The organism is Fumia xinanensis, assembly GCF_014384905.1.
Taxonomy (GTDB): Bacteria; Bacillota; Clostridia; order Oscillospirales; family Ruminococcaceae; genus Fumia; species Fumia xinanensis.
This window is the reverse complement of sequence record NZ_JACRSV010000001.1, coordinates 1-25,861: the sequence shown is the minus strand read 5'-3', so window position 1 is coordinate 25,861 and position 25,861 is coordinate 1. Positions and strand designations below refer to the sequence as shown.

20 protein-coding genes, 2 tRNA genes, 2 rRNA genes and 1 riboswitch are annotated in these 25,861 nt (G+C 48.3%); of the genes, 7 read left to right on the top strand and 17 right to left on the bottom strand.

From position 1 onward, the window contains the following. Nucleotides 1-104 precede the first annotated feature (104 nt). Nucleotides 105-887 (top strand): 23S ribosomal RNA methyltransferase Erm, encoded by a 783-nt coding sequence (gene erm, locus H8710_RS00120; protein WP_249293353.1) that lies wholly within the window; start codon nucleotides 105-107, stop codon nucleotides 885-887. Nucleotides 888-919: 32 nt separating this feature from the next. Here erm and H8710_RS00115 read toward each other — a convergent pair whose 3' ends face one another. Both H8710_RS00115 and H8710_RS00110 read right to left on the bottom strand, forming a co-directional pair. Further along, nucleotides 920-2,668: an ABC transporter ATP-binding protein gene (locus H8710_RS00115; protein WP_249293352.1), complete on the bottom strand. Its 1,749-nt coding sequence runs from the start codon at nucleotides 2,666-2,668 to the stop codon at nucleotides 920-922. Next, the gene (locus tag H8710_RS00110) at nucleotides 2,661-4,409 is read right to left on the bottom strand and encodes an ABC transporter ATP-binding protein (RefSeq protein ID WP_249293351.1); all 1,749 of its coding nucleotides are present in this window, start codon (nucleotides 4,407-4,409) and stop codon (nucleotides 2,661-2,663) included. The genes H8710_RS00115 and H8710_RS00110 overlap by 8 nt, the downstream gene beginning before the upstream one ends. A gap of 538 nt (nucleotides 4,410-4,947) precedes the next feature. Here H8710_RS00110 and H8710_RS00105 point away from each other — a divergent pair. The 4 genes from H8710_RS00105 to H8710_RS00090 all read left to right on the top strand — a co-directional run bounded on the left by H8710_RS00105 (nucleotide 4,948) and on the right by H8710_RS00090 (nucleotide 8,472). Continuing rightward, a complete protein-coding gene (locus H8710_RS00105) occupies nucleotides 4,948-5,706 on the top strand; it encodes an exodeoxyribonuclease III (RefSeq protein WP_249293350.1) in 759 nt (252 codons plus the stop codon). Between the two features lie 14 nt (nucleotides 5,707-5,720). Further along, entirely contained in the window at nucleotides 5,721-6,437 is a 717-nt protein-coding gene (locus tag H8710_RS00100; RefSeq protein ID WP_249293349.1) for an NAD-dependent protein deacylase, read from the top strand. A 33-nt stretch (nucleotides 6,438-6,470) separates the two neighbouring features. Then, nucleotides 6,471-7,682 carry an AI-2E family transporter gene (locus tag H8710_RS00095; RefSeq protein WP_249293348.1) on the top strand — a complete coding sequence of 404 codons (1,212 nt, stop codon included), beginning with the start codon at nucleotides 6,471-6,473 and terminating at the stop codon, nucleotides 7,680-7,682. 214 nt (nucleotides 7,683-7,896) lie between these two features. Next, the gene (locus H8710_RS00090) at nucleotides 7,897-8,472 is read left to right on the top strand and encodes a manganese efflux pump MntP (protein WP_249293347.1); all 576 of its coding nucleotides are present in this window, start codon (nucleotides 7,897-7,899) and stop codon (nucleotides 8,470-8,472) included. 52 nt (nucleotides 8,473-8,524) lie between these two features. Here the strand turns inward: H8710_RS00090 and H8710_RS00085 are convergent, their stop codons facing one another. The 10 genes from H8710_RS00085 to H8710_RS00040 form a co-directional block, all read right to left on the bottom strand. After that, complete coding sequence (locus H8710_RS00085) at nucleotides 8,525-9,730, bottom strand: cation:proton antiporter (protein WP_249293346.1); 1,206 nt, start codon at nucleotides 9,728-9,730, stop codon at nucleotides 8,525-8,527. A 54-nt stretch (nucleotides 9,731-9,784) separates the two neighbouring features. Continuing rightward, nucleotides 9,785-9,858: riboswitch (Fluoride riboswitch) on the bottom strand. A gap of 99 nt (nucleotides 9,859-9,957) precedes the next feature. Next, nucleotides 9,958-11,127, bottom strand: coding sequence for a bifunctional folylpolyglutamate synthase/dihydrofolate synthase (locus H8710_RS00080; protein WP_249293345.1), 1,170 nt, complete (start codon nucleotides 11,125-11,127; stop codon nucleotides 9,958-9,960). 126 nt (nucleotides 11,128-11,253) lie between these two features. Then, nucleotides 11,254-13,875: a valine--tRNA ligase gene (locus tag H8710_RS00075; RefSeq protein WP_249293344.1), complete on the bottom strand. Its 2,622-nt coding sequence runs from the start codon at nucleotides 13,873-13,875 to the stop codon at nucleotides 11,254-11,256. A 32-nt stretch (nucleotides 13,876-13,907) separates the two neighbouring features. Further along, nucleotides 13,908-15,668: an Rqc2 family fibronectin-binding protein gene (locus tag H8710_RS00070; RefSeq protein WP_249293343.1), complete on the bottom strand. Its 1,761-nt coding sequence runs from the start codon at nucleotides 15,666-15,668 to the stop codon at nucleotides 13,908-13,910. Between the two features lie 13 nt (nucleotides 15,669-15,681). Beyond that, complete coding sequence (locus H8710_RS00065; protein WP_249293342.1) at nucleotides 15,682-16,440, bottom strand: Nif3-like dinuclear metal center hexameric protein; 759 nt, start codon at nucleotides 16,438-16,440, stop codon at nucleotides 15,682-15,684. Between the two features lie 41 nt (nucleotides 16,441-16,481). Continuing rightward, nucleotides 16,482-17,153, bottom strand: a complete 672-nt coding sequence (locus tag H8710_RS00060; protein WP_249293341.1) for a tRNA (adenine(22)-N(1))-methyltransferase — start codon at nucleotides 17,151-17,153, stop codon at nucleotides 16,482-16,484. A 142-nt stretch (nucleotides 17,154-17,295) separates the two neighbouring features. Then, entirely contained in the window at nucleotides 17,296-17,499 is a 204-nt protein-coding gene (locus tag H8710_RS00055) for a DUF1858 domain-containing protein (RefSeq protein WP_249293340.1), read from the bottom strand. A gap of 90 nt (nucleotides 17,500-17,589) precedes the next feature. Continuing rightward, on the bottom strand, nucleotides 17,590-18,528 hold the full coding sequence (metA, locus tag H8710_RS00050; RefSeq protein ID WP_249293339.1) for a homoserine O-acetyltransferase MetA: 939 nt from the start codon (nucleotides 18,526-18,528) through the stop codon (nucleotides 17,590-17,592). A gap of 146 nt (nucleotides 18,529-18,674) precedes the next feature. After that, nucleotides 18,675-18,938, bottom strand: a complete 264-nt coding sequence (locus tag H8710_RS00045) for a TIGR03905 family TSCPD domain-containing protein (RefSeq protein ID WP_249293338.1) — start codon at nucleotides 18,936-18,938, stop codon at nucleotides 18,675-18,677. Between the two features lie 108 nt (nucleotides 18,939-19,046). Further along, nucleotides 19,047-20,234: an NAD(P)-dependent malic enzyme gene (locus H8710_RS00040; protein ID WP_249293337.1), complete on the bottom strand. Its 1,188-nt coding sequence runs from the start codon at nucleotides 20,232-20,234 to the stop codon at nucleotides 19,047-19,049. Nucleotides 20,235-20,488: 254 nt separating this feature from the next. On the opposite strand from H8710_RS00040, the gene H8710_RS00035 reads away from it, so the two are divergent. Beyond that, nucleotides 20,489-20,565: transfer RNA gene (locus H8710_RS00035), tRNA-Arg, on the top strand. 276 nt (nucleotides 20,566-20,841) lie between these two features. Next, on the top strand, nucleotides 20,842-22,116 hold the full coding sequence (gene eno, locus H8710_RS00030) for a phosphopyruvate hydratase (RefSeq protein WP_283242735.1): 1,275 nt from the start codon (nucleotides 20,842-20,844) through the stop codon (nucleotides 22,114-22,116). A gap of 105 nt (nucleotides 22,117-22,221) precedes the next feature. Here eno and H8710_RS00025 read toward each other — a convergent pair whose 3' ends face one another. The 5 genes from H8710_RS00025 to H8710_RS00005 all read right to left on the bottom strand — a co-directional run. Beyond that, on the bottom strand, nucleotides 22,222-24,015 hold the full coding sequence (locus H8710_RS00025) for an aminopeptidase P family protein (protein ID WP_346727078.1): 1,794 nt from the start codon (nucleotides 24,013-24,015) through the stop codon (nucleotides 22,222-22,224). 14 nt (nucleotides 24,016-24,029) lie between these two features. Next, nucleotides 24,030-25,067, bottom strand: coding sequence for an aldose epimerase family protein (locus H8710_RS00020; protein ID WP_249293336.1), 1,038 nt, complete (start codon nucleotides 25,065-25,067; stop codon nucleotides 24,030-24,032). Nucleotides 25,068-25,432: 365 nt separating this feature from the next. Then, nucleotides 25,433-25,508, bottom strand: a tRNA-Asn gene (locus H8710_RS00015). Nucleotides 25,509-25,546: 38 nt separating this feature from the next. Then, nucleotides 25,547-25,663: ribosomal RNA gene (gene rrf, locus H8710_RS00010) — 5S ribosomal RNA — on the bottom strand. Nucleotides 25,664-25,760: 97 nt separating this feature from the next. Further along, nucleotides 25,761-25,861 (bottom strand): 23S ribosomal RNA (locus tag H8710_RS00005); the annotation flags it as partial.

Sequence of the window (25,861 nt, the reverse complement as noted above, 5' to 3'; positions counted from 1 at the left end):
ATCGTTCGTATTCGTTAAAATCGCACTTTTAATTGAACCGTTTTACACGGTCTATTAAAGGTGCCTTTTTATGATACTAACGAATCATATGAGGTGTATTTTTTATGTCAAAAAATAATAGTAAGGGAGCAAACCGGTATTCTATCTCCCAGAATTTCCTGACCAGTCGAAAGACCATTGACCGAATCATCCGCATCGCAAATCTTGGCCCAAAGGATTCCGTTATCGAAATCGGAGCCGGAAAAGGCCATATCACAAAAGCACTTGCCCGAAAATGCAAGTCGGTGCGCGCCTATGAAATAGACGAAAAGCTTTATCAAAAACTCCTTGCCGTCCAAAACGATTTCCCTAACTGCACCATAAAAAAAGAGGACTTTTTAAAAGCAATCCTACCAAGTGTGGAATATAAAATTTTTTCAAACATTCCCTTTTCCATTACGACAAACATTGTTCGCAAAATCACCGACGCGCCGAACCCGCCCAAAGAAGCCTATCTCATTATGGAAAAAGGTGCGGCGAAACGATTTTGTGGAAAACCTGCTGATGGTCTCAGTTCCCTGCTCCTAAAGCCATTTTTTGATCTTAAAATCGTCTATTATTTCCGAAAAGAGGATTTTCATCCGTCGCCGTCGGCGAACTGCGTGCTGCTCTGCATCCGCCGAAAAGAAACGCCGGATATTCCCCTGAATACGCGGCAATCCTACCAAAAATTCATCACCCATTCCTTTCAGCACGGCCTTTTCGGTCCGAACCATCTGCTGACGAAAAAACAAATTGCAACTTCCTTAAAGCAATCGCATCTTCCGCAAATCGAACGTTCGGGGAATACGCTGTACGTACAGTGGCTTTGCCTTTTCCGATGCTATGAAAAATTTCATCATAAATAGAGAAGCAGAGGCTAATACCTCTGCTTCTCTATTTATGATGCATCTTCTGATGCAGCGAACTGACTGTTATACAATCGGTAATAAAATCCTTGTTTTTGCAGCAGTTCCCGGTGGTTTCCCTGCTCAATGATATGGCCCTTATCCATAACGAGAATAGTGTCAGCGTTTTTGATGGTGGAAAGGCGATGGGCGACGATAAAGCTGGTGCGCCCTTCCATCATCCTCTGGAACGCCTCCTGGACGTATAGCTCGGTGCGGGTGTCGATATTGCTGGTGGCCTCGTCGAGAATCAGCATGGGCGGATCTACCAGCATGACCCGTGCAATACAAAGAAGCTGCCGCTGGCCTTGAGAGAGGTTGCCGCCATCCTCTGCGATAACGGTGTCATAGCCGTTAGGGAGCCTTCGGATAAAACCATGGGCGTGGGCAGCCTTGGCCGCCGCTTTGACTTCTTCGTCGGTGGCGTCGGGCTTGCCGTAGGCGATGTTGTCCCGCACCGTCCCCGAGAAAAGCCAAGACTCCTGGAGCACCATGCCGTAGCTTCCCCGCAGGGAATCCCGGGTGATGTTTCGAATATCGGTTCCATCCACCGAGATTGCCCCTTCGCTTACATCGTAAAACCGCATGAGCAGATTGATAAGAGTCGTTTTGCCGCAGCCGGTGGGGCCGACAATGGCGATCCGGTTACCCGGATGGACGAGAAGGTTTAAGTTTTCGATGAGCGGCCGCTCCGGGTCGTAGGAGAAGGACACGTCCGACAACTCCACCCTGCCTTCGCAGGATGTTTTTCGGAGTGCCTGGGGGGCGTCGGGAATTTCCGGCTGCTCATCCAGCACCGCGAACACCCGCTGCGCTGACGCGAAGGCACTTTGCAGCTGGGTGACAATGCCTGTGATTTCGTTGAATGGCTTGGTATATTGGTTGGCGTAGCTCAAAAACATTGAAATCTGTCCAACTGTCAATCTGCCATAAATGGCGCTCACCGCCCCGATGATTCCCACCGCCGCATAGACGACAGCATTGACAAACCGAGTGCAGGGATTCGACAAAGAGGAATAAAACTGCGCCTTCTGCCCCTGTCCGTAGAGTTTTTCATTGATTGTCCCAAACTTTTCTTCGGCCCGCTCCTCATAGCCAAAACCTTTGACCAGCTTCTGGTTGCCTATCATCTCTTCAATGTATCCGGTCAGTTCCCCCTGAGTCACCGTCTGATTTCGGAAATGCTTGTAGGAATTTTTGGCGATAAAGGAAGCGACAAACAGCGAAAGAGGAGTCAACACGACCACCACCAGAGTTATCAGTGGGTCGGCAAACAGCATAAACAGCAATGTGCCGAGAATAGTCACAACACCGGTAAACAATTGGGTAAAACCCTGTAACAGCCCGTCGGAAACCTGATCAATGTCGTTGACCACTCGGTTGATGATATTTCCGTGAGCGGTCTGGTCGATAAATTTTAAGGGCACTGCACTCAGCTTGTTGAAAAGTTGGATACGCAGGTCTTTGACGGTCCGGTAGGTGATCACATTGGTGCAATAGGACATAAGCCATTGAAAAAGGGAGGAACCCAGGATGCAGCCTGCCAACCACCAGAGAATCATCGGAAGTCCATCAAAGTCAACCTGACCTGGCCCGATAATCAAGTCGACAGCGTCACCGATGAGCACCGGCACCAGCAGGGATAATGCCACGCTAATGACAGCGCAAAGGAGAGCTAGCACCAAAAAGCCGCGATATGGTTTTGTATAAGAAAGAAGGCGCTTGAGTACCAGCTTATTCATGAAATGCCCCTCCTTTTGCCTCTTCTGCACTGAACTGGGACAGGCAGATTTCACGATAGACAGCACAGTTATCGAACAAATCGTCGTGGCAGCCGATTCCTGCCACTTCGCCATCGTCCAAAACAATAATTTTGTCGGCGTGCCGGATGGAGCCCGCCCGCTGAGAGACGATGAGTACCGTCATCCCCGCCGTGTCTTTCCGGAGCGCTTTTCGCAGCGCCGCATCGGTGGCAAAATCAAGGGCGCTGGCACTGTCGTCCAGTATTAATACTTCGGGCTTGCCCACCAGTGCTCGCGCAATGGTGAGCCGTTGCTTCTGACCTCCGGAAACATTTTTGCCCCCCTGCTCGATATAAGATTCAAGACCATCGGGCAGCGCTGTGACAAAGTCGTAAGCTTGGGCTGTTTTCAGCGCTTCAATCAATTCTTCATCGGATGCATCCTCTTTTCCCCAGCGCAGATTTTCTGCAATCGTGCCCGAAACCACTGCAGCCTTTTGGGGGACGAGTCCTATTTTTTTCCGCAATTGAGAAAGGGGGTAATCTTTTACGTCTACCCCGTCGATGAATAACTTTCCCTCTGTGACATCATAAAATCGGGGAATGAGATGGACCAAGGTTGATTTACCCGCTCCGGTCCCTCCAATAATCCCCACCGTTTCACCACGTTCAATATCTACTGTAATCCCTTGCAGGGATGGCTCTTCCGCCCCCTGATAGGAAAACTCCACGTTCTGAAAGGAAATCTGGGGCATATTCGTTTTCGCCTCAACGGCAGTCTGATTAATTGAAATAATGGAGGATTTTGTCTCCAAAACTTCATTGACTCGAGCCGCCGAAGCGGACGCTTTGGTAAAGGTCACTACCAAATTGGCCACTACCACCAGCGCCAGTAAAATCTGGGTCATATAGTTTACAAACGCAATAATTTCCCCCTGAGTCAAATCTCCTCCACTTACCTGCCCGCCGCCAAACCATAAAACAGCCACGATGCCGATATTCATAATAGTATAAGTCAACGGATTGAGCAAAGCGGAAAGCCTCCCTACCCCAACCGCCGTATCGGCCAGGTCGTCGCTGGCTTGAGCAAAACGAGCCTTTTCGCTCTCCTGCTTGGAGAAAGCGCGGATAACCCGGGCACCCTCCAGATTCTCCCGGGTAATGAGAGAAATCCGGTCCAGCTTTTTCTGCATCACCTTGAAAAACGGCACTGACTTGCCCATAATGAGCCATAAAACCAACACGATGAGAGGTAGAGTCGCCAGAAGAATAAGCGACAGTTTGAGGTCGATGGTAAAAGCCATCACGACGGCACCGATTGCCAAAAACGGTGCTCGCACCACCAATCGAATGAGCATCGCCACCGCCACCTGCAGCTGGTTAATATCGTTTGTCAGCCTCGTGACCAGCGAATGGGTGCCGAAACGGTCGATTTCAGCGTGGGAAAAGCTATTGATCTTACGGTACAGATCATTTCGCAGAATGGTACCCACCCCCTGAGAAGCGACGGAAGCTGAGTACTGACAAATAAGGGCACACCCCAGTCCCACCACCCCCAAGAGCAGCAGGAATCCTCCCATTTTGAGCACATAAGGCAAATCCCTGCCGGCGACGCCGATATCGATAATTCGTGCCATCACCAGTGGAACAAACAGTTCCAAAACCGCCTCGGTAAACTTGAACAGAGGGCCGATGATGACCTGCTTTTTATAGCGGCCTAAATATTGTTTCAGTTTCCACATAACGTCAATACCCTTCTATTGATCTTTTTATAAAACAGATTACAGTTGTTTCACCATATTTACAGGTCCACAAGGAACATTCTCATCGTCTCATGACAGAATTTATCCGGTATGAGGCATTCAAAAAAATTTTTCTGATAGAAAACCTTTTCACCCATTTGCGAATATTTTACCATATTCTCTCTGATGATAAAATCCTTTCCAAATGATTTTTTCGAAACCTTTACAAATTCGTTAACATGCTGAGGATTTTTTGAGTTATGGCTGACATTTTGTGGCAATAATGGTATAATACTCTCACTAGCATACAGCAAAGTGTCACAAACACTTTTGTTCCTCTGAATCGGAATAAGTGAGAATATTTTATTTGGGGCAATTATCTCTGCGTTTCTCCCTTATCGCGTTCTACGCAGCAAAATTTGGGGGATTACATCCACAGGCAGCACATAATACGTGCTGTGTTCTCTGTCAAAGATGCGAAAAATTTCGTTTAAAATTGGCCGTAAAACAGAATCATGTAAGAAGAAAGGACCCTTTTATGAAATTGATTTCCTGGAATGTTAATGGTCTTCGGGCTTGTATGAATAAAGGATTTATGAACTTTTTAAAGGAATCAAACGCAGATATCTTCTGTGTTCAGGAAACAAAAATGCAGCCAGAGCAGGCGGATTTTATTATGGAGGGCTATGAGCAGTACTGGAATTCCGCTGAGAGGAAAGGCTACTCTGGCACTGCGGTCTTTACCAAAGTTCCCCCGTTTTCAGTCCAGTACGGCATCGGTATCGATGAACACGACCACGAAGGGCGGGTCATTACGCTTGAATTTGAAAAATTTTTTCTCGTAAACGTATATACCCCCAACTCCCAACGAGATTTGGCTAGGCTTAATTATCGAATGAAGTGGGAGGACGATTTCAGAGATTATCTTATAGAACTGGATGCAGTCAAACCGGTCGTCGTCTGCGGGGACATGAACGTTGCCCATCAGGAGATCGACCTGAAAAATCCCAAAACCAACCGAAAAAACGCCGGATTTACTGACGAAGAGAGGGGCCGGATGTCAAAGCTTCTGGAAAACGGTTTCTTAGACAGCTTTCGCTTTTTCTATCCGGATAAGACCGAATGCTACTCCTGGTGGTCCTATATGTTCCATGCCCGGGAAAAAAACGCCGGATGGCGCATTGATTACTTTATTGTTTCCAAGGCGCTTCAGGATAAACTCTTGGACAGCGTGATATATCCGGAAATTATGGGCAGCGACCACTGCCCAGTAGGACTTATGCTCAAAGACGAATAAGGACGGGTGAGGATATGCAGACTGAAATGCTGCAAAAGTGGGTCGAGCAAAGCGATAATATCGTTTTCTTTGGTGGAGCGGGCGTTTCCACTGAAAGTGGGATTCCGGACTTTAGGAGTACCGACGGGCTCTACTTTCAGAAATACGACCACCCTCCAGAAACGATTTTGAGCCATCATTTTTTTATGGAACGAACCGAAGACTTCTACAAGTTTTACCGAGAGAAAATGCTGTATTTGGACGCCCTTCCCAACCGAGCCCACAAAAAACTGGCGGAATTGGAGCAAACCGGCAAACTTCGTGCCATCGTTACCCAAAACATCGACAATCTGCATCAAAAGGCGGGAAGTCAAAATGTTTTAGAGCTGCACGGCTCAGTCTACCGCAACTACTGCATGAAATGCGGCAAATCCTATTCTGTCGAAGAAATTACCTGCACCCAAAACGTTCCCCATTGCAGCTGCGGAGGTGTCATCAAACCGGATGTGGTTCTCTATGAAGAGCCTCTGAATCAAGCGGTAATCCAGCGCTCTATTGAAGCCATCCACGACGCCGACTTGCTCATCATCGGCGGAACTTCCCTCGCGGTTTACCCCGCAGCAAGCTTCATCGACTATTATAGAGGGGAACGGCTGGTTTTGATAAATAAGTCTTCAACTCCGCGGGATCGTTCCGCCGATCTGCTGCTTCAAGGCAGTATCGGCGATATTCTGGACAGTATTATCGTCTAAAACAGGCACCTAGCCGGAAAGGAACAGAGCCTCATGAAATTTGACTTCAACCGCAAATATAACACCATCGCTGCATATACTTTAATCGTCATCGCTATCGGTGCGGCTATCGTCATTGGAATCTCCAACATTTCGCAGGTGGGGGCGTTCTTCTCAAAAATTTTTTCCATTCTGACCCCTTTTCTTTGGGGATTCGCCATCGCCTATATTTTGACCCCTGTGCTCAAGTACTGCGAACGGACGTTGGGACGTATCTTCAAAGGAAAATTGAAGCCCCGGCCCAGACGGACTTTATCGGTTATTTTTACTTATCTTTTTGCGTTGATCGTACTCATTGTTTTTTTCCGCATCGTAATACCACAAATTGCACAGAGCTTCGCCACCCTGGCTTCCCAGGTGCCCAGTTGGATGGAACAGCTGAAAGTAATTGCCATGGAGCTGGCAGAAAAATACGATTTGCAAAATATTGATCTGAATGCTTTGGAGGCAACCACCTTTGACAAACTGCTTAACACTCTCCAGGATATGCTGAAAAATCTGTCCACTGCCCTTACGTCGGCTATCCCACAGATTATTCAAACCACTGTCAATGTGACGGCGAGTGTTCTGAACGTTATTATCGGGTTTATCATTTCGGTTTACATGATGTTTAGCAAGGAACTGTTTTTTGCCCGTATCCGCAAGCTGTTGACCGCCCTTTTCCCAGAAAAATCCGTGGAAAAAATGGCCGTTGTTATTCATCAAAGCAATGATATCTTTAGCGGCTTTATCAGCGGTAAAATTTTAGACTCTTTCATCATTGGGCTTTTGTGCTTTGTATTTATGAGCATTTTCGGATGGCCTTACGCAATGCTCATCAGCGTCATCGTCGGAGTCACCAACGTCATTCCCTACTTTGGCCCCTTTATCGGAGCCATCCCTTCCATTCTGATACTCCTGATGGTGGAGCCGTGGACGGCATTGTGGTTTGCTATTTTCATTTTGGTATTACAACAAATTGACGGGAACATCATTGGGCCGAAAATTCTCGGCGATTCTACCGGGTTGTCAGCTTTTTGGGTAATCTTTGCCATCACAATTTTTGGAAGCCTGATGGGGCCCCTGGGCATGTTCATCGGTGTTCCTCTGTTCGCAGTAATTTATTCCCTTGTTCGGCAGTTTGCCGAGTGGCGGCTTTCAAAAAAAGGGCTTCCTACTACCACGGATGAATACGCTTCCAAGGAACATCCAATTATAAAAAAATAATGTCAGGATTTGACAAAGATAATTTTTTCTGATACAATGGAGGGCAGTTAAAAGGGAGTAGTTGTTTTGTATGGTCAACATATTCCGGGGCCCCCGGTGGTCATGCACCTTTCATTTGTGATTGGAACGAGACTTTTAGCACAATTATGTGCTAAAAGTCTTTTTTATTGTATTTCTGCTCTCCGACAAATCAATCGATAAGTGAGGAATCATTATGGGACTGACGACTGTACTGATTTTGGCGATTGGCCTGGCCATGGACGCTTTGGCCGTCTCTATCTCCAACGCAATGTGCTATCAGAATATGAACCGAAAATGGGCACTCCTGACCGCCGGCGCGTTCGGCCTCTTTCAGGGGATCATGCCGGTCATCGGATGGTTCGCTGGAATTGCTTTCACCAAATATATTGAAAGTATTGATCATTATGTCGCCCTCGTGCTGCTGGGATTTATCGGCATCAAGATGATTGTGGAGGCCATTCGGGAGATTCGCCATCCCGAAGCCTGCGACGCCACCAAACAACTGAATCTCAAAATGCTGGGGGTACAGGCCGTCGCCACCAGTATCGACGCGCTGGCGGTGGGAATCAGCTTTGCCGCTATCCACGGAGGGCTGAACATTTTTACAAGCGCCGGCATCATCTGCGGGATCACCTTCATTTGTTCTCTCATCGGCATCCTCATCGGCAAAAAGTTCGGAGGGCTTTTGGGGCAGAAGGCAGAAATTTTCGGGGGATTGATCCTTGTGCTCATCGGTGTAAAAATCTTTCTAGAACATACATTGGGATAAAAAGAAGGGCTCAAAAGCCCTTCTTTTTAGTCGCAAACAAAATGCCAGATTTTTATTCCAACATTTTATCTGTTTCCGCCCGGTCCTTATCCAGCAGCTTTTGATAGGTGGTGTCTATAAGTACCGCCCCTAGAGGTGCTGTAATCAGGATAGACAGCACAGCCACGGTTAGAACCATATTACCACAGGCCAATCCCATCGCAAACGGCAGGCCGCCAATGGCCGCCTGTACCGTCGCTTTGGGCATATAAGCAAGCGCGCAAAATACGCGCTCTCTTTTGCTCAGTGAAGTTTTAATGACACATACAAACACACCAGCCATGCGGAAAGCTAATGCGCATAAAATCAGCAGTACAGAGGCCGCTCCAGCTTTTAACGCGTAGTTGATATTTACGGTAGCTCCCACCAGTACAAAAAGCAGCACTTCCGCGCCGACCCACAGTTTGGAAAATTTGCCGGAGAGGCGCTTCGCCAAATCCTGTTTTTTCTGCTGCAAGGTGGCCCCCAGCGCCATCACCGCCAAAAGTCCTGAAAAACCAATGATTCCTGTCAGACTGTGTTCCGCTGTGACCAACAGGAACGACACAGACAGAATTATCACCACCTTTTCACTGTCCCTGATATGTACTTTTTTAAAGATCCATACGAGGAGCAGTCCGGAAATGAGGCCGCCGAACAGTCCAAAGAGGATAGATGTCGGAATCGTTAAAAACTGTATCGGCGCAATACTGCCGCCTTTTGCAAGGCCGGTAAATGCAGTGAATAATACGATGACAAACACATCGTCAACAGAGGCACCCGCCATAATCATTTGGGGGATACTTTTGTGCTTCCCATATCCGTCCTCCATCAGTTTTAGCATTTTAGGAACGATTACCGCAGGGGAAACGGCCGCAATAACCGTGCCCATAACAGCGGCTTCCATCCGTGTGACACCGAGGAACAGAGGCGCAAAGATCACCATCCCCGCGATTTCAAAGCAAGCCGGAACAAAACACATAAGAACGGCAGGACGTCCAACCCGTTTTAGGTCCCTGATATCCAGGTTGAGCCCGGCACGGGTCAAGATAATGATAAGGGCAATCTGCCTCAAATCTGAGGAGATGTTTAAAATGGTGGGATCCAGTAAATTCAGCACATACGGGCCAAGCAGAATTCCAGTCAGAAGCATTCCCAGCAGACTTGGCAGCTTCAGTTTTTGAAAAACCGCCCCTAAACTTATACCGCACATGAATACGAGCGCCAGTGATATTAACATAAAACCCTCTCCTTTTTTCGCAGCACATAAAAAAGCTGACGCGTCTGCGATTAAAAAATCACAGAAGTCATCAGCTCAAAAAGCGGTTTAGGATTAATCCTAGGGAGAACTTCATTCCCATATGAAATATTTTACCATGAATCGAAAACAGATGTCAAGAGAAGGGAAAACATTAGGCAGAAATATAGAATTCTCTGTGGGGCAGTCGTTTAACCTTGGGGCGCTTTCTAGAACAGGAAGTGTCTCATTTCCCCTGCCAAGTAAAAAGAGCCGCATATGAACACAGGCGTTTGCTGCTCTAAAACCCATCGAACTGCCTGCTGGACGGTTCCCAGCGCTTGGACATCATCACAATACGTACGCGCCTCTTCCGCCAGTTGTTCAGCTGTAGCCGCCCGGGGATAATCGATGGAAACTGTCCGGATTTTTTCAGCAACGTCGGAAAGCAAGAAAAGCACCTCTTCCACATCTTTATCCTTCATCATACCCACCACCGCGGCAAGATGAGGGATGTTCCACTTTTTAACATTTTCGCAAAGAGCCTTTACAGCATCCAGGTTGTGGGCACCATCCAATATGATCAGTGGATCTTGGCGGAGAATCTCTATCCGGGCGGGCAGCTGTGCCTTTGACAGGCCTCTTTTTACCGTATCCAAAGCAACTCCCAGAATTTTCGCCGTCTCCACTGCCACCGCCCCGTTATAGGCCTGATGTTCCCCAATCAGAGGGACAAAATATTCCTGATCTCCGTAACGGAAGGCCGTCCCTCGTAAATCGGAACGGTAAATCTTAATCGAAGCAGCGGCAGGCATCACAAGCCGGCTTCCGGTTTGGGCGCATCGCGCCATAATGACCTCAAGCGCCTCCGGTGCTTGCAGCGGATAACTCACTACCGGATTGCCTTTGATAATTCCCGCTTTTTCCCGGGCGATGGATTTCAGAGAATTCCCCAGTATCCCCGCATGGTCAATACCCACCGGCATCATCACAGAAACAAGAGGTGGAGGAATCACGTTGGTGGCGTCGTGTTCGCCTCCAATTCCCACCTCCATCACAACAACATCGCATTGCTGTTCCAAAAAATATTGAAAAGCCAAAACCGTTCCCAGCTCGAATTCGGTGACAAAATGGCGTTTTTTCTCCATTTCGTCAATTACAATTTGTATTTTTTTTATTAAATTCGTCAATTTGTTTTTAGAAATTAGCGTTCCATTGATCTGAAACCGCTCCCGGTAGTCGCAGACATAAGGCGATGTAAACATCCCCGCCTTTTTACCGCTTTCTATGAGGATGCTGGAAATCATGGCAGCAGCGGAGCCTTTGCCATTGGTGCCAGTGATGTGGACAAAAGAAAGCTTCTGTTCCGGGTGCCCCACCCTGTCCAGTAAAACTCTCATCCGTTCAGGGCTTCCCTTAGACGGCAGTCTGGGCCTATTGTGAATAAATGCAAGTGCTTCTTGATACTCCACTATTTTCACCACCTGAAAAAGGGCGGGAAATCCCGCCCTTTTATTCTTTGTTGATTAACCCAGCGCCTCGATACTTTCAAGGATTTTGTTCATCCGCTCCTGGGCCCTAGCAAGTTTTTCCCGCTCAGCATTGACGACCTTTTCTGGCGCCCGCTCCACAAAGGAAGCGTTGTTCAGCTTACTGGAAATAATCGCGATGTCTTTTTCGCAGGCTTCTTTCTCTTTGCCTAGGCGGGCGAGTTCCTTGTCCTTGTCGATCAGCTCGCCCATGGGAATGAACACCTTACAGCTGTCGGTGACGGCCAAAGCGGCGTTTTCCACCGCAAAATCAGTTCCCACATTGACAGCGGAAGCCGACGCCAGCCGCTCGAAGAAAGAAGCGCCTTTGCGGAAAGTGTCTTCATACTCCGTCTCGATATAGATGTTTGCTTTTCTAGACGGCGGGACGTTTTTCTCGGCGCGAACATTGCGGATGGCCTTGATGGCGTCCATGATGCGGGTAAATTCCCGCTCGTCTTCAGCAAAATCCAATTCCGGCTTGTATTCCGGGAACTTCGCCATCATAATGGTCTCGCAGTCATTGGAGATACTCTGCCAGATTTCTTCGGTGATAAATGGCATGAAGGGATGCAGCAGCTTCAGAGTATTTGCCAGCACGTACACCAGCACCTTCTGGGCATTAAGAGAAGCCTCTCCGCCTGCCTGCAATCTTGCTTTGGAAATCTCGATATACCAGTCGCAGAGCACATCCCACAAAAAGTCGTAAATTTTCTGCGCGGCCACGCCCAGCTCAAATTTCTCCAGGTTTTCGCCCACTTCTTTCACCAGGCGGTTGTACTGGGACAGCACCCAGCGGTCCTCCATTAAAAGCTCGGCGGGAAGTTCCGGTTTTGTCACTGCATCACTCAAGTTCATCAGAATAAACCGGGTGGCGTTCCAGAGCTTGTTGGCGAAGTTCCGGGCAGCCTTTACCTTCTCGTCGATGTAACGGGTGTCGTTGCCGGGGCTGATGCCGCTTGCCAGCATGAATCGCAGTGCGTCGGCGCCGTACTCATCGATGACCTGCAAGGGGTCGATGCCATTTCCCAAAGATTTACTCATCTTCCGTCCCTGGCTGTCCCGAACGAGGCCGTGGATAAACACCGTGTTGAAAGGCACTTTACCAGTGTGCTCGATGCCGGAGAAAATCATTCGGGCAACCCAGAAGAAAATGATATCATAACCGGTGACCAACGTGCTGGTGGGATAGAAATACTTGTAGTCGTCGGCGTTTTCCAGCCATCCCAAAGTGGAGAAAGGCCAGAGCGCTGAACTAAACCAGGTGTCCAGAGTGTCATCGTCCTGTTTGAGATTCTGGCTGCCGCATTTGGGGCAGGTATGAGGCGCTTCCTTCGAGACGATCATCTCGCCGCAGTCGGCGCAGTAGTAGGCGGGAATTCGGTGTCCCCACCAGAGCTGGCGGGAGATGCACCAGTCCTTGATGTTCTCCATCCAGTGGAAGTAGGTTTTATCGAAACGCTCGGGGACAAACTTGACTTCGCCGGAGCGAACCGCTTCAATAGCAGGTTTCGCCAGCGGCTCCATTTTGACAAACCACTGTTTGGAAACCTTGGGCTCTACTGTGGTGCCGCAGCGGTAGCAGGTGCCAACATTGTGGGCGTGATCCTCCACCCGGACCAAAAATCCCTGCTCCTCCAAATCCTTGACGATAGCCTTGCGAGCCTCGTAGCGCTCCATGCCGCTGTACTTGCCATAGCCGTCCACAATGTGGGCGTCGTCGGTCAGAATGCTGATAACCGGCAGATTGTGCCTGAGACCCACTTCAAAGTCGTTGGGGTCGTGGGCAGGAGTGATTTTCACGACACCGGTTCCGAATTCCATATCCACGTAACTGTCGGCCACAACGGGGATCTCCCGGTTCACCAGCGGCAGAATCAGGGTTTTACCTACCAAATCTTTGTAGCGTTCGTCCTCGGGATTAACTGCAACTGCCGTATCGCCCAGCATGGTTTCCGGACGAGTGGTGGCCAGTTCCAGGTAGCCGCTTCCGTCTTTAAAGGGATACCGCAGATGCCAGAAATGGCCCTGCTGTTCCTCGTATTCCACTTCGGCGTCGGAGATGGAGGTTTTACAGGTAGGGCACCAGTTGATAATGCGCTCGCCCCGATAAATGAGCCCTTTGTTGTAGAGGTTTACAAAAACCTCCTTGACCGCCGCGGAGCAACGCTCGTCCATGGTAAAGCTCTCTCTCGACCAGTCGCAGGACGCGCCCAGCTTTTTGAGCTGCTCGACAATGCGGCCGCCGTATACTTCTTTCCACTTCCAGGCCCGCTCCATAAATCCGTCGTAGCCCACATCATCTTTTGAGAGTCCCTCTTCTTTCATGGCCGCCACGATCTTCGCCTCGGTGGCGATAGCAGCGTGGTCGGTGCCAGGGAGCCAGAGGGTGGCGTAGCCCTGCATCCGTCTCCAACGGATGAGGATGTCCTGTAACGTCTCGTCCACCGCATGTCCCATGTGGAGCTGCCCCGTAATGTTTGGGGGCGGGATTACGATTGTATAGGGCTTTTTGTCGGGGTCGATGGTGGGGGTAAAATACCCGCCATCCATCCAGAATTTATAGATGCGATCCTCGAATTCCCGGGGATTGTACATCTTCTCCAGTTCTTTTGCCATCTCTATCACAGTCCTTTATCATTGTTAATCTTTTATTGAGCCAGCGCCCTGACCTTTTCTTCCTCTGGAGTCACATACAGGGTAAAGTAGTGGTCAAAAATCACCATGCCCGGCTTTGCGCCGTTTGGCTTTTTCACGTTTCGCACCTGGGTATAGTCCACCGGCACCAGCGCCGCATCCCGTGCTTTGGAGTTGTAGGCCGCGATCATCGCCGCCTCCTCCACCGTCCGGTCGGGCAGCTCGTCCAGCGTCTCACCGTCGGTGACGATAATCACGTGGGAGCCGGCAAATCCCTGGGTGTGCATCCAGATGTCGTCTTTTCTGGCATCCCGCAAGGTGAGCCTATCGTTTTGCTTGTTGTTGCGGCCACAGTAGATGAGGTATCCGTCAGAAGACCGGTATTTTAGCGGGGGCTGGGATTTGAGCATCTTGTTTTTGTTCTTGTAGTTTTTGATGTATCCCTGTTCCGACAGCTCCTGCCGGATTTCCAGGAGTTCGCTTTCTCCCACTGTCCTTGACACCGCGTCAAATACGCTGTCCACGTACAGCAGTTCCTGCTCCCCCTGCTCGATCAGGGATGTGAGCATTTTTTCCGCCGTCGCCGCCTTGTGGTATTCCTTATAGTATTTTTGCGCATTCTGAACAGGGGTGAGCGCCGGGTCCAGCTCGATTTGGATTTCTTCATTATCGTGGTAAAAATTCAAAAGCCTCACCGACTGCTGCCCTTTTTGCATATTGTAGAGGTTGGCAGAAATCAGGTCGCCATATACCTTTAGCTGCTCCCTGTCGCCGCACTGCTGGAGTTCTTCCCGCTGGGCCGCCAGCTTGCGACTCAGCCGCTCGGTGGTGTTTAGGAGCATCTTCAGCAAATCGTTGGAGCGCTGCTTCATCCGCTCGATGCGCACCCGCTCGGAATAAAAGCTGTCCAGCAATCCGCTGGGCGTCTCGAAAACCCGACTTTGCATCAAAGCCGCGTACTGTTTGATTTCCACAAAGGAAAAATCCTTGGGTTTTCCGCTCTGGTCGTAAATCACCGTGTAAACATTTCGGTTTTCCGAAAGGTTTTCCCGCAGCCGCCCCAGATAGAACAAAAGCCTGTCCCACTGATCGTCGGTGAGTTTTGTTTTATCCGCTTGCTGACCGTGAGTGGCATAAAAAGCTGCCTCTCGCGCCAGCACGGCGGAAAATCCCTCGAAGGCCGCCGCGATACTTTTGGCGATGTCCAAGCCCTTGGCGTTTAAAATACTTTCCCTGATTTCATCCCGCTGAGCTGTCAGCAAATTGAGTTTCTCCTGCTGAGGTGGGAAGGTATACGTCATACCGGGCAAAATAGGGCGCACTCCCGACATATCCCGGTCGATCCGCTTCACTGCATCGAGAATTTTGCCGTCCGGCCCCACTACAATCACATTGGAATGGCGGCCCATGATCTCCACCGCCACGGTGATCGTCACCACATCGCCCAGTTCGTTTGTCGTCTCAAAATCGAGATACAGCACCCGGTCCAATCCCAACTGCCGTACTGAGATGAGCTTTCCGCCGCTTAAATGCTTGCGCAGAAGCATGCAAAACATAGGCGGGACTTTTGGGTTTTCCATTTCGCTTTGCGTGAAGTGAATACGGGGGCTGTCGGCACCGGCCGACAAAAGCAGCTTTCCAACCCAGCCCCGGGAACGCAGTACCAACACGATTTCTTCCCGCGACGGCTGGTAGATTTTGTCGATGCGGCTGCCCATGGCTTCCGATTCAATTTGCGCTTTTATGGTGTGCAGAAACGCACCGTCTAATGCCATTTATCTTTCCTTTCTACACCGTTTGAAATAACGGCTTACAGCTTTTTGCCCGGGCGAATTCCACATCCGGGAACAAAGGGGTCAAGTATTCGATGAGCTTTTCCACAATAAGGTGCTCTGTTTCAAAATGCCCTGCGTCGATGAGGGTCAAGCCGTAATCCGCCGCATCCACAACGGTGTTGTGCTTCACGTCGCCAGTAATCATAGCGTCTGCCCCGGCGTTTACGGCGTCCATCAAAAAGCTGCCGCCCGCTCCGCAACACACCGCCACTGTCTCGATGGGGAAGCCCGCGTCGTAAAGACGCAAAGCCGGTATCTTCAATTTTTCTTTTACCATTTCCGCTAACTCGTTTGCGGTCATCATATTGTCCAAAGTACCCATCAAAAGGCAATCATCCGTGTCCCCCACGGGGACGGCGCTTTTCACCCCGAGCCGCTGTATCAGCGTGTCGTTGACGCCGTTTTTCGCCTTGTCCAGATTGGTGTGGGCAGAGAGCACCGAAATGCCTGCCTGAATCAGCTGATACACCGTACTTCTCGATGAAATCCGCTTTAAAGGATCAAAAATAACCGGATGATGGGAAAGGACGAGCTCCGCTCCCCACCCCGCCGCTTCGTCGCAGACGGCTTGAGTGACGTCTAAGGTCACAAGGCATCTTGTCACTTCCAAAAAATCGTCGCCGATGAGAAGCCCCACATTGTCGTAACTCTCCGCTGTTTCCGACGGCGCCCACTGGTCTATGGCGGCCCTGATTTCACCAATTGTGCTCATATTTCCACACCCCTTCCAAAAGCATTCTAATCTTATATATTTTACCTTTTCCTGCCTAGTTTGTCAACCAAATCCAGGGTCCGACGCAGTTCTTCCGGCTCTTTTCCAGACTTTTTCAGCCCCGCCGCCTTTTTTAAAAGCTTTTGCTCGATGTGAGCAAGATATCTTTCCACATCTTCACCCTTGGATTGTGGAATTTTCCCAACCAGGCAAAACAGCTCGTCACTATCCCGAACAACGCCGTCATATTGGGCATGGATCACACAGTAGGCCTTGTCCCCTACAAAGGCGGGAGCCTCCTCTAAAATATTGTAACCGTTTTGACAAAGCCACTGGCGCAGATGTCCCGCCTGAGTCATCGGCTGGAGCACCAGATTTTTGCCGCCCAATGGATGCCGCGCCTCCAGTATCTCGGAAATGAGAATCCCGCCCATCCCAGCGACAATAATATCGGTAACGCCTCCCAATTCCACTCCTGTGAGGCCGTCGGTGAGCATCGTGTTAATTTTTTCCCCCAGCAGATGTTCGGCGATATTCTGTTTTGCCGACTGCAGCGGCATTTCCCGCACATCGGTGGCCAATGCCTTTTTGGAGCGCCCTGACTCCACCAAGTAAATCGCCAAATACCCGTGGTCGGTTCCCACATCGACGGCGAATCCGCCATGGGTTACAAATCCCGCAATGGTTTTAAGCCTTTTGTCAATTGCAATCAACGTCTTTTCCCCTTTGTCGTACAATAAAGAGCCCAGCCTACTATCGTCATCATAAATTGCAGGCAATTATCCCGAAAACTTGTTGTTCTATAATGAAAAAAGAACGGACAGTCTGTCCGTTCTTTTGCCGTAAAATCAGAGTTTATTCCAGGCCGGACAAATGCTTATTGATTTTCTCAATGAGCACGTTTACGTCCACATCATGCACTTCGCAAGCGTCGGCAATGGATTCGCCTCTCGCCGAAGGGCAGCCTAAGCAGTGCATCCCCATCTCCAGGAAAAACGGAGCGGTGGACGGTGCTGCATCCAATATATCGCCAATGAGCATATCTTTTGTTACAACCATCTTTTTCCCTCCCAAAGGCCGTCGGCCCTCTTTTTGTGTATGGTATCATTATACCCTATTTCTACGAATAATCAAGCAAATTCCGCAAATTTATCGATTTTCGGCCTGATGCCGGTTCATTTCCTCCAAATTATAGGGCGTCTGCTGGTAGACGAAGTAGTTGAGCCAGTTCACAAACAGAAGATTGGCATGAGCTCTCCAAGTGAGCACCGGCGGGTTGTCCGGGTTATCCCCTTCAAAGTAATGACGGGGAATGTCAATGGGAAGCCCCTTTTCCAAATCCCTGAAATACTCCCCTGAAAGGGTCTCACGGTCGTACTCCGAATGCCCGGTCACAAAAAACTGCCTGCCGAAGCGGTCTGCTATGATATGTACTCCCGCTTCATCCGAATAGGTGAGCACTTCCAGCTCTTTTACCTTCTCCACATCTTCTAACCGAATCTCTGTGTGGCGGGAATGGGGAACGTAGAAGGTCTCGTCAAATCCCCGCAAAAGCTGATGATAAGGCTGTAATACCCGGTGGGGAAACACACCGAACATTTTTTTAGCCAAATCGTATTTTGGTATACCATAGTGATAATAGAGTCCAGCCTGCGCCCCCCAGCAGATATGGAAGGTGGAGTATACATTGGTTTTAGACCACTCAAAAATGTCGCATAGCTCCTCCCAGTAATCCACTTGCTCATAAGCAAGCTGTTCCACCGGCGCACCGGTGATAATCAGCCCATCAAACCGCTGATTCCTTACGTCGTCAATGGTCTTATAAAACTTAAACAGATGCTTTTCCGGCGTGTTTTTGGATACATGGGAGGCCGTCTGCAACAGTTCCAGGTCAATCTGGAGAGGTGAGTTGGAAAGCAGCCGCAAAAGCTGGGTCTCCGTCTCAATTTTTTTGGGCATCAGGTTCAGTATAGCGATTTTCAGCGGCCGGATATCCTGATGGGAAGCCCGCTCTTCTTCCATTACGAAAATATTCTCCCGCTGCAGCAGAGAGTTCGCCGGAAGCGAGGCTGGTATATTAATTGGCACAACAATCCCTTCCCTTCATACGGCCAAAACCGTTTTTACATTTGCAATCAGAATGTATTACTTATCTCATCTACTATAGCAGAAAATGTCCGCTTTTTCAACTACAAGCGGACATTTTTTATAATGTGTCTTCGTGCAAAAGACATCTATTCTTCACTCAAAGCCTGTTTCAGTGCTAATGCAAGCTGCGCTGGACAAGATGTCCCTCTAAACCCACATTTAATATTTTGAAGCAACGGAATCACTTCATTGACTTTGCGGCCTTTGCAAAGAGCGGCTACCCCCTGGGTATTTCCGCTGCATCCGCCGCTGAAACGCACGTCTTTGATAATTCCATCTTCGATGGTGGCTTCTATTTTTCGGGAACAAACGCCTTTAGGCTGGTAAGAAATCGTCATGTAAATCAACATTCCTTTCTGGATGTTTTGGGCCGGCCCTGCATGGTAAAATTAAAGTCACTGCATTTGCGGATATGGCGCAGAACTCCATGTTTGAAAGTTTACCTCCAAATCGTTCTTCTATGCGTTCTTGAGGGCCTCGCGAATTACGCCTTCTCGGATTGCCTCCTGCTTGACGGCTTCGGCAACTTGAAGGGCTACTCTTTTATCAAACGGATTTGGAAGAACGCAGTCAGCGGCAATTTCATCATCACAGAGAACCGAGGCGATGGCCAAAGAAGCGGCCCGTTTCATCCCTTCGGTTATATCCGTCGCCCCCGCTTCCAACGCTCCTTTGAAAATGCCCGGAAAGGCCAGGACATTGTTGACCTGATTGGGAAAATCGCTCCGACCGGTGCCCACAATATAAGCGCCTGCCTTTTTAGCCGCATCCGGCATGATCTCAGGGGTGGGGTTTGCCATGGCAAAGACAATCGGCTGCCGTGCCATTGACTTTATCATGTCCGCCGTGACCATATCAGGCCGTGATACTCCGATAAAAATATCTGCTCCCTTCATGGCATCTGCCAAAGTGCCAGTCTGATTCTTTCGATTGGTGACAGAAGTCATCTTCTGCTGAGCTTCATTGATATAAGGCGCTCCATCGTAGACGATGCCACCCCTGTCACAAAGAATCACATTGCCCGCGCCAAAGCTTAACAGGTGCTTAGCAATGGCAATGCCGGCCGCACCTGCGCCGTTGATAACAATAGTCACATCCTCAAATCGCTTGTCAGTGAGTTTCAGGGCGTTGATCAGCGCCGCAGATACGACGATGGCCGTCCCATGCTGGTCGTCGTGGAAAACCGGAATCGACAGTTTTTCCTTGAGCCTCTTTTCCACCTCAAAGCACCTGGGTGCCGAAATGTCCTCCAAATTGATGCCGCCGAAGCTGGGGGCCAGCATTTCAATAGTGCGGACCAATTCATCCACATCCTTGCTGTTCAAACAAAGAGGCACCGCATCTACGCCGCCAAACTCCTTTAGAAGGACAGCTTTTCCCTCCATAACAGGCATAGCGGCCTCCGGGCCGATATCGCCGAGGCCTAAAACGGCGGTCCCGTCGCTGATAACTGCTACCAAATTGGAACGTCTTGTCAGTTCAAAAGAACGCTCTGGATTTTTTTCAATTTCCAAGCAAGGCTGCGCCACCCCAGGCGTATATGCCACTGATAATTCGTCCCCATTGGTCACCTGGCACCGGGAAACGATTTCGATTTTGCCTCGCCACTCCTGATGCTTTTCCACCGCCAATTTTTTGATGTCCATGCTTTCCACCCTTTTAACTCATTTATCTTATTTCATATACCAAAACATTTGTATAAAATTAAGTTTATTTTACACTTTTTTACCTGGTGGGTCAATCTTTCTGAAAAAAGCCGTCGATTTTCACAGATTTAAAGAAGAATCCTCCAATTTGTTGCAACACTCCTCCCAGACAAGAGAAAAAAGAAATTACGTAGAAAGGCCTTGATTTTTTCTCTGCCTTTTGTTATAATATAACAGTTATCAAAAATGCATATGCGCCTGTAGCTCAGCTGGATAGAGTGTCAGACTCCGACTCTGAAGGTCGTGCGTTCGAATCGCATCAGGCGTACCAGCGGCAAACCGCCGTATCCAGAAAACGCATCCCTGAAATATGGGGTGCGTTTTGTGTTTTCATCATAGAGTACTGAAATGTATTACACTTCATTTACTGCGCCCGGATATTGCATTTTTACAAAATTGGCAGTCTCAGTATAAATTGATTGCCTTTTATAAAATATTCTCCTTTCCATGTAAATACTGATTAACGGCATAAAAAGTTTTATAAATAACAAAAAATTGTTTAAACTAAAAGGAAAACAAATGCACTGCATTCGAAAGGAGCAAAAGTATGAATATCACATCCATTAAAAAAGTATCTGGAAGACAAATCTTTGATTCAAGGGGAACGCCTACTGTAGAGGCTACTGTAGAGCTGCAAAATGGACTTACTGCCTGTGCAAGCGTACCCTCCGGCGCTTCCACCGGGCAATACGAAGCCTGCGAACTGAGAGACGGCGGTAAAGAGTATCAGGGAAAAGGAGTAGAAAAAGCGGTATCCAATATCAATGGAAAGATTAATAGTGCTTTACAAGGAAAATGTATTTTCGGGCAGCAAGAGCTCGACCAGACTATGATTGCCCTGGACGGAACCGATAACAAATCCAGACTGGGTGCCAATGCCATTCTAGCCGTTTCCCTTGCTTGTGCCAAAGCCGGGGCTAAGGCTTCTAATATGGAGTTTTACCGTTACCTGGGCGGTATGGACGGCGTCACGCTGCCGGTACCCATGATGAATATTCTTAATGGCGGTGCTCACGCCAGCAACAACGTAGACATTCAGGAATTTATGATTCGTCCTGTGGGTGCTCAAAGCTTCCGGGAAGCCATGAAGATAGGTACAGAGGTTTATCATCAGCTTAAAAAAGTGCTCCATTCCAAAGGCCTTTCCACCACTGTAGGAGATGAAGGCGGATTTGCTCCCGATCTGGAAGATGATGAACAAGCCCTTCAACTTTTGGTAGAAGCCATTGAAGGAGCCGGTTACCAGCCGGGAAAAGAAGTTAATATTGCCATTGACGCCGCAGCCAGCGAATGGTTTCAAAATGGAAAATACTTCTTTCCCAAAAAGAAAAAAGAACTGACCAGGGAGGAACTCATCTCCTATTTTGAGAGATTTTGTGAAAAATATCCTGTGGTCTCCATTGAGGATCCCCTCGGCGAGGAAGATTTCCCCGGATTTACCGAAATTACCCGGCAAATCGGCAACAAGGTGCAGATTGTTGGAGACGATTTATTCGTCACCAATCCGAAACGTCTTCAAAAGGGGATCGAGCAGCAAAGCGCAAATGCCATTCTGATAAAGCCAAATCAGATTGGCAGTTTAAGTGAGACAATGCTCTCCATTCGGTTGGCGCAGCAAAACGGGTACCAAACCATCATCTCCCATCGGAGCGGCGAAACAGAGGACACCTCCATTGCAGATATCTCCGTTGCATTAAATGCCGGCCAAATTAAAACTGGAGCCCCCGCCCGTACTGACCGTGTCTGCAAATATAACCGCCTGTTAAAAATCGAACAACTGCTGGGCGACGCCGCCGTATATCCTTCCAGCCGTTCCCGATAACAAAACATGTCTTTTGGCCTCGACTACTAGAAAGCCCGGCAGTTCCTCGAATGGAAACTGCCGGGTTTGCTAATGTGGCAAGCACCTGCCGTCAAAATATCATCCTTATATTTTCTTTTCCAGAGGACGGGTATAGTACCGCAGGGTTTCTAATTCTTCTCCATCGAAATAAGGAGACAATCGTTTAAAAACCAGCTTGTGATACTCATTGAGCGCACTGATTTCCATTTCCTGCATATACTGTACGTCGATACCATCCAAATCGATAGGGACAAGTGTCAGCGGCTCAAAGTACATAAATTGTCCATATTCATTTTTATCCCCTCTGCGGCAAATCAACTCGTTTTCGATGCGGATACCGTATTCGCCTTGTAAATACACACCCGGCTCATCTGTCGTGACCATGCCCTCTTCCAAAACTGCTGTACTGTCCACGCCCTGCTCCATTTTCCAACGGAAACCATTAGGCCCCTCGTGGACGCTCAACAGGTATCCGACACCGTGACCAGTTCCGCATTTGTAATCGATCCCCAATTGCCATAAAGGACCTCTCGCCAAAATATCCAGATTACCACCCCGGCATCCATATAAAAACCGTGCAGACGCCAAATTGAGCATACTTCGTACAACTGTTGTAAAATGGAGCTTTGCCTCAGCTGATATAGGGCCCAACACAAATGTCCGGGTGACATCGGTGGTGCCTTCAAGGTACTGCCCTCCGGAATCCACCAGCAGCATCCCTTCGGAGGCCAGTGCCGCATTGGTCTGGTCCGTTGCAGCATAATGCATCATCGCCCCATGCTCCTTGTAAGCGGATATCGTGTGAAAGCTGGGTTCCAAGTAATGCTCCTGTTTTCGCCGACAGTTCTCTAAATAGTCTGACGCACTTATTTCCGTTATGGAGGATCTGCGGACGTTTTTCTTAAGCCAGAGCATAAAGCGGGTAACCGCCACACCGTCTTTGACGTGACATTGAATTAAATTTTTTATCTCCACAGGATTCTTTATGGCTTTTTGCATTTTTTCTGGATTTGTTCCATTGACAGCATCCCCAGACAGACTGCAATAAAGGCTGTAGTTGACACAGGCCGTATCTAAAAGCACCGCGTGTTTCTCCGTAAGTTCTGGGAGATCCTCATAAATTTTATCATAAAGACGGAGCTGAATTCCGTCTTGCTCCAGTTCCTTTTTCGCTTTGGCATCCAACGATTTCGGAGAGATATAGAGAATGGCATCCTGTAAGGTAAGATAAAGATAGGATAGTGGGACGGGAGTGTGAACCACATCGCTGCCCCTTAGATTTAACAGCCATGCGATGTCATCTAAAGCAGTAAGCAAATGTCCATCAGTCCCTTGCTGTTCCATCGCCAGCCGCATATCTTTAAGCTTATCAGCACGGGATTTTCCAGAATAGCATTCTGGCAGCAAATAAGCTGACCGTTCCGGCAAACTGGGGCGCTCCTTCCAAATTTCGTCCAAAAGATTTTGTTTCCAGCTAATCTGCACGTCTTTTTCGTTCAACCTTTTTTTCCATTCTATACCTAATGCAGCGGAAATCAATCTCCCGTCAAAAGCAAAAGTTTGGCCTGACTGCAAGGCTTCAAATAAAAACTCGCTTATTGTAGGGACTCCTTCCTCCCCTGATTTCAAAAGGCGAATACCGCTTCCTGCAAGCTCATTTTCCGCCTGAATAAAATAACGGCCGTCGGTCCACAGCAACGCTTCCTCACATGTGACAACCAAAGTACCAGCAGAACCGGTAAATCCGGAAAGGTATTCCCGTTCTTTAAAATAACCGCTAATATACTCCGACTGATGAAAATCAGAAGTTGGGACCAGATATACGTCAATATTCTTTTCTTTCATCAGTCTTTGCAATAAAAGGATTTCCCGTTTCAAATTATTCTCTCCAATCAAATGGTTTTAAATTGATAGACAGTTCGATGACGATACACTTCACCCACATGCAGTATAGGCGAGGGAAAATCGGGGCAATTGATGGCATTGGGGAGAAACTGTGTCTCCAGGCAGACTGCACTCCGATTTTTGTAAAGGATACCATTTTTACCCAATGGAGAGCCTTCAATAAAGTTCCCCGTATAGAGCTGCATTCCATCCATATCCGTATAGACGTCCATTTTTATGTTGCTTTTATCCCCAACAAGCTCTGCTGCCAGCCGCATCCCCGTTCCATTTATGATATAGTTATGGTCATATCCGCCGCCAATATGCAATTGTTCATGAGAATCGTCAATTCGTTTGCCAATGCGATAAAAATCCTGAAAATCAAAGGGTGAACCAGTGACAGGCATTCTAGTCCCAAAAGCAACCATGTCCTCTTTAACGGGAGTAATAGTATCCGAATTAATTTTTAGCAAATGCCCACAAATACTTCCGGAATCGTGCCCATTGAGATTAAAATAGCTGTGATTGGTCAAGCTGACCACCGTATCACAGCTGGCGACAGCCTCGTAATCAATACAGAATTCGTTTGCTTCTGTCAGAGAGTAAGTAACTGTGGCCGTCAATTCTCCCGGATAACCTTCTTCTCCGTCAGCACTTGTATAAATTAGCCGTAAATTATCGCCATCTAGACTATCTTTCCAAATTTTCTTATCAAAACCAAAGACACCGCCGTGCAGCTGATTTCTGCCCTCATTTGTACTCAATAAATAAGTTCTCCCGTCAATAGAAAAGCAACCGTCGCCAATTCGATTTGCGCAGCGACCCACCAAAGCACCAAAATACTTATCCTGTTGTTCATAACAGTCTAAAGTATCATATCCTAAGACAATATCTCTCGTATCACCTGTGTAGTCACAGACTTGCAAAGATTTTACAATTCCACCATAACTGAGAACCTGTACTTTAGTACCTAGAGTGTTTTTAGTTTCAAATGAAAAAACCGGCGTTCCGTCTACTGTATCAGCAAAATATTTTTTTGTAAACATAGATTTTCTCCTCTTCATTGATACGTCCATCATAGCATAGTAAAAAATTGAATACAATAACAAATCTATGTTTTTCTATCATCATTTTATCTAAAAATCTATGTTCAATATACTAATAACCCCGAGCAGAATAATAGAAAAAGGAAGAAGCCAAAGAAGAAAGCAGCATAGACTACGTCCACACTGCTCTTCCTTTTTGGCTGCCTCTGTCAGGCTCGAACTGACGACCTCTGCGGCGCACCACGCAAGCGTGGTGCAGACAGCCGCGATCCGTCTCCCGAAACGCAGTACCGTGAGTGCAAGTCTGAAAAAGTTAACGAAAAAGGAAGAGCAGCATGGACTGCGTCCACACTGCTCTTCCTTTTTGGCTGCCTCTGTCAGGCTCGAACTGACGACCCTGCGGTTAACAGCCGCATGCTCTACCAACTGAGCTAAGAGGCAATATACAAAACGGACTGAATTTCAGTCCGTTTCTTTTGTGCTGGCACCGTTCTATCTTCCCAGGCCGTCTCCAGCCAAGTATTTTCGACGCGGGTGAGCTTAACTTCTGTGTTCGGTATGGGAACAGGTGTGTCCTCACCGCCATTAGCACCAACTGCTTTTCAGAATACCATATATATCCTCTTTTGTCAATACACGGTACCCTCAAAATTGAACAAAAAAACATCGAAGATCGTTTTGAAACCACATCTTATGGTCAAGCCCTCGACCGATTAGTACTCGCTAGCTTAACGCCTCACGACGCTTACACTTTGAGCCTATCAACCTTGTAGTCTTCAAGGGGTCTTACCTGA

Coding starts and splice junctions, on each gene's coding strand:
- erm (WP_249293353.1), top strand. CDS start 105: ATGTCAAAAAATAATAGTAAGGGAGCAAACCGGTATTCTATCTCCCAG.
- H8710_RS00115 (WP_249293352.1), bottom strand. CDS start 2,668: ATGAATAAGCTGGTACTCAAGCGCCTTCTTTCTTATACAAAACCATAT.
- H8710_RS00110 (WP_249293351.1), bottom strand. CDS start 4,409: ATGTGGAAACTGAAACAATATTTAGGCCGCTATAAAAAGCAGGTCATC.
- H8710_RS00105 (WP_249293350.1), top strand. CDS start 4,948: ATGAAATTGATTTCCTGGAATGTTAATGGTCTTCGGGCTTGTATGAAT.
- H8710_RS00100 (WP_249293349.1), top strand. CDS start 5,721: ATGCAGACTGAAATGCTGCAAAAGTGGGTCGAGCAAAGCGATAATATC.
- H8710_RS00095 (WP_249293348.1), top strand. CDS start 6,471: ATGAAATTTGACTTCAACCGCAAATATAACACCATCGCTGCATATACT.
- H8710_RS00090 (WP_249293347.1), top strand. CDS start 7,897: ATGGGACTGACGACTGTACTGATTTTGGCGATTGGCCTGGCCATGGAC.
- H8710_RS00085 (WP_249293346.1), bottom strand. CDS start 9,730: ATGTTAATATCACTGGCGCTCGTATTCATGTGCGGTATAAGTTTAGGG.
- H8710_RS00080 (WP_249293345.1), bottom strand. CDS start 11,127: ATGAGAGTTTTACTGGACAGGGTGGGGCACCCGGAACAGAAGCTTTCT.
- H8710_RS00075 (WP_249293344.1), bottom strand. CDS start 13,875: ATGGCAAAAGAACTGGAGAAGATGTACAATCCCCGGGAATTCGAGGAT.
- H8710_RS00070 (WP_249293343.1), bottom strand. CDS start 15,668: ATGGCATTAGACGGTGCGTTTCTGCACACCATAAAAGCGCAAATTGAA.
- H8710_RS00065 (WP_249293342.1), bottom strand. CDS start 16,440: ATGAGCACAATTGGTGAAATCAGGGCCGCCATAGACCAGTGGGCGCCG.
- H8710_RS00055 (WP_249293340.1), bottom strand. CDS start 17,499: ATGGTTGTAACAAAAGATATGCTCATTGGCGATATATTGGATGCAGCA.
- H8710_RS00045 (WP_249293338.1), bottom strand. CDS start 18,938: ATGTTGATTTACATGACGATTTCTTACCAGCCTAAAGGCGTTTGTTCC.
- H8710_RS00040 (WP_249293337.1), bottom strand. CDS start 20,234: ATGGACATCAAAAAATTGGCGGTGGAAAAGCATCAGGAGTGGCGAGGC.
- eno (WP_283242735.1), top strand. CDS start 20,842: ATGAATATCACATCCATTAAAAAAGTATCTGGAAGACAAATCTTTGAT.
- H8710_RS00020 (WP_249293336.1), bottom strand. CDS start 25,067: ATGTTTACAAAAAAATATTTTGCTGATACAGTAGACGGAACGCCGGTT.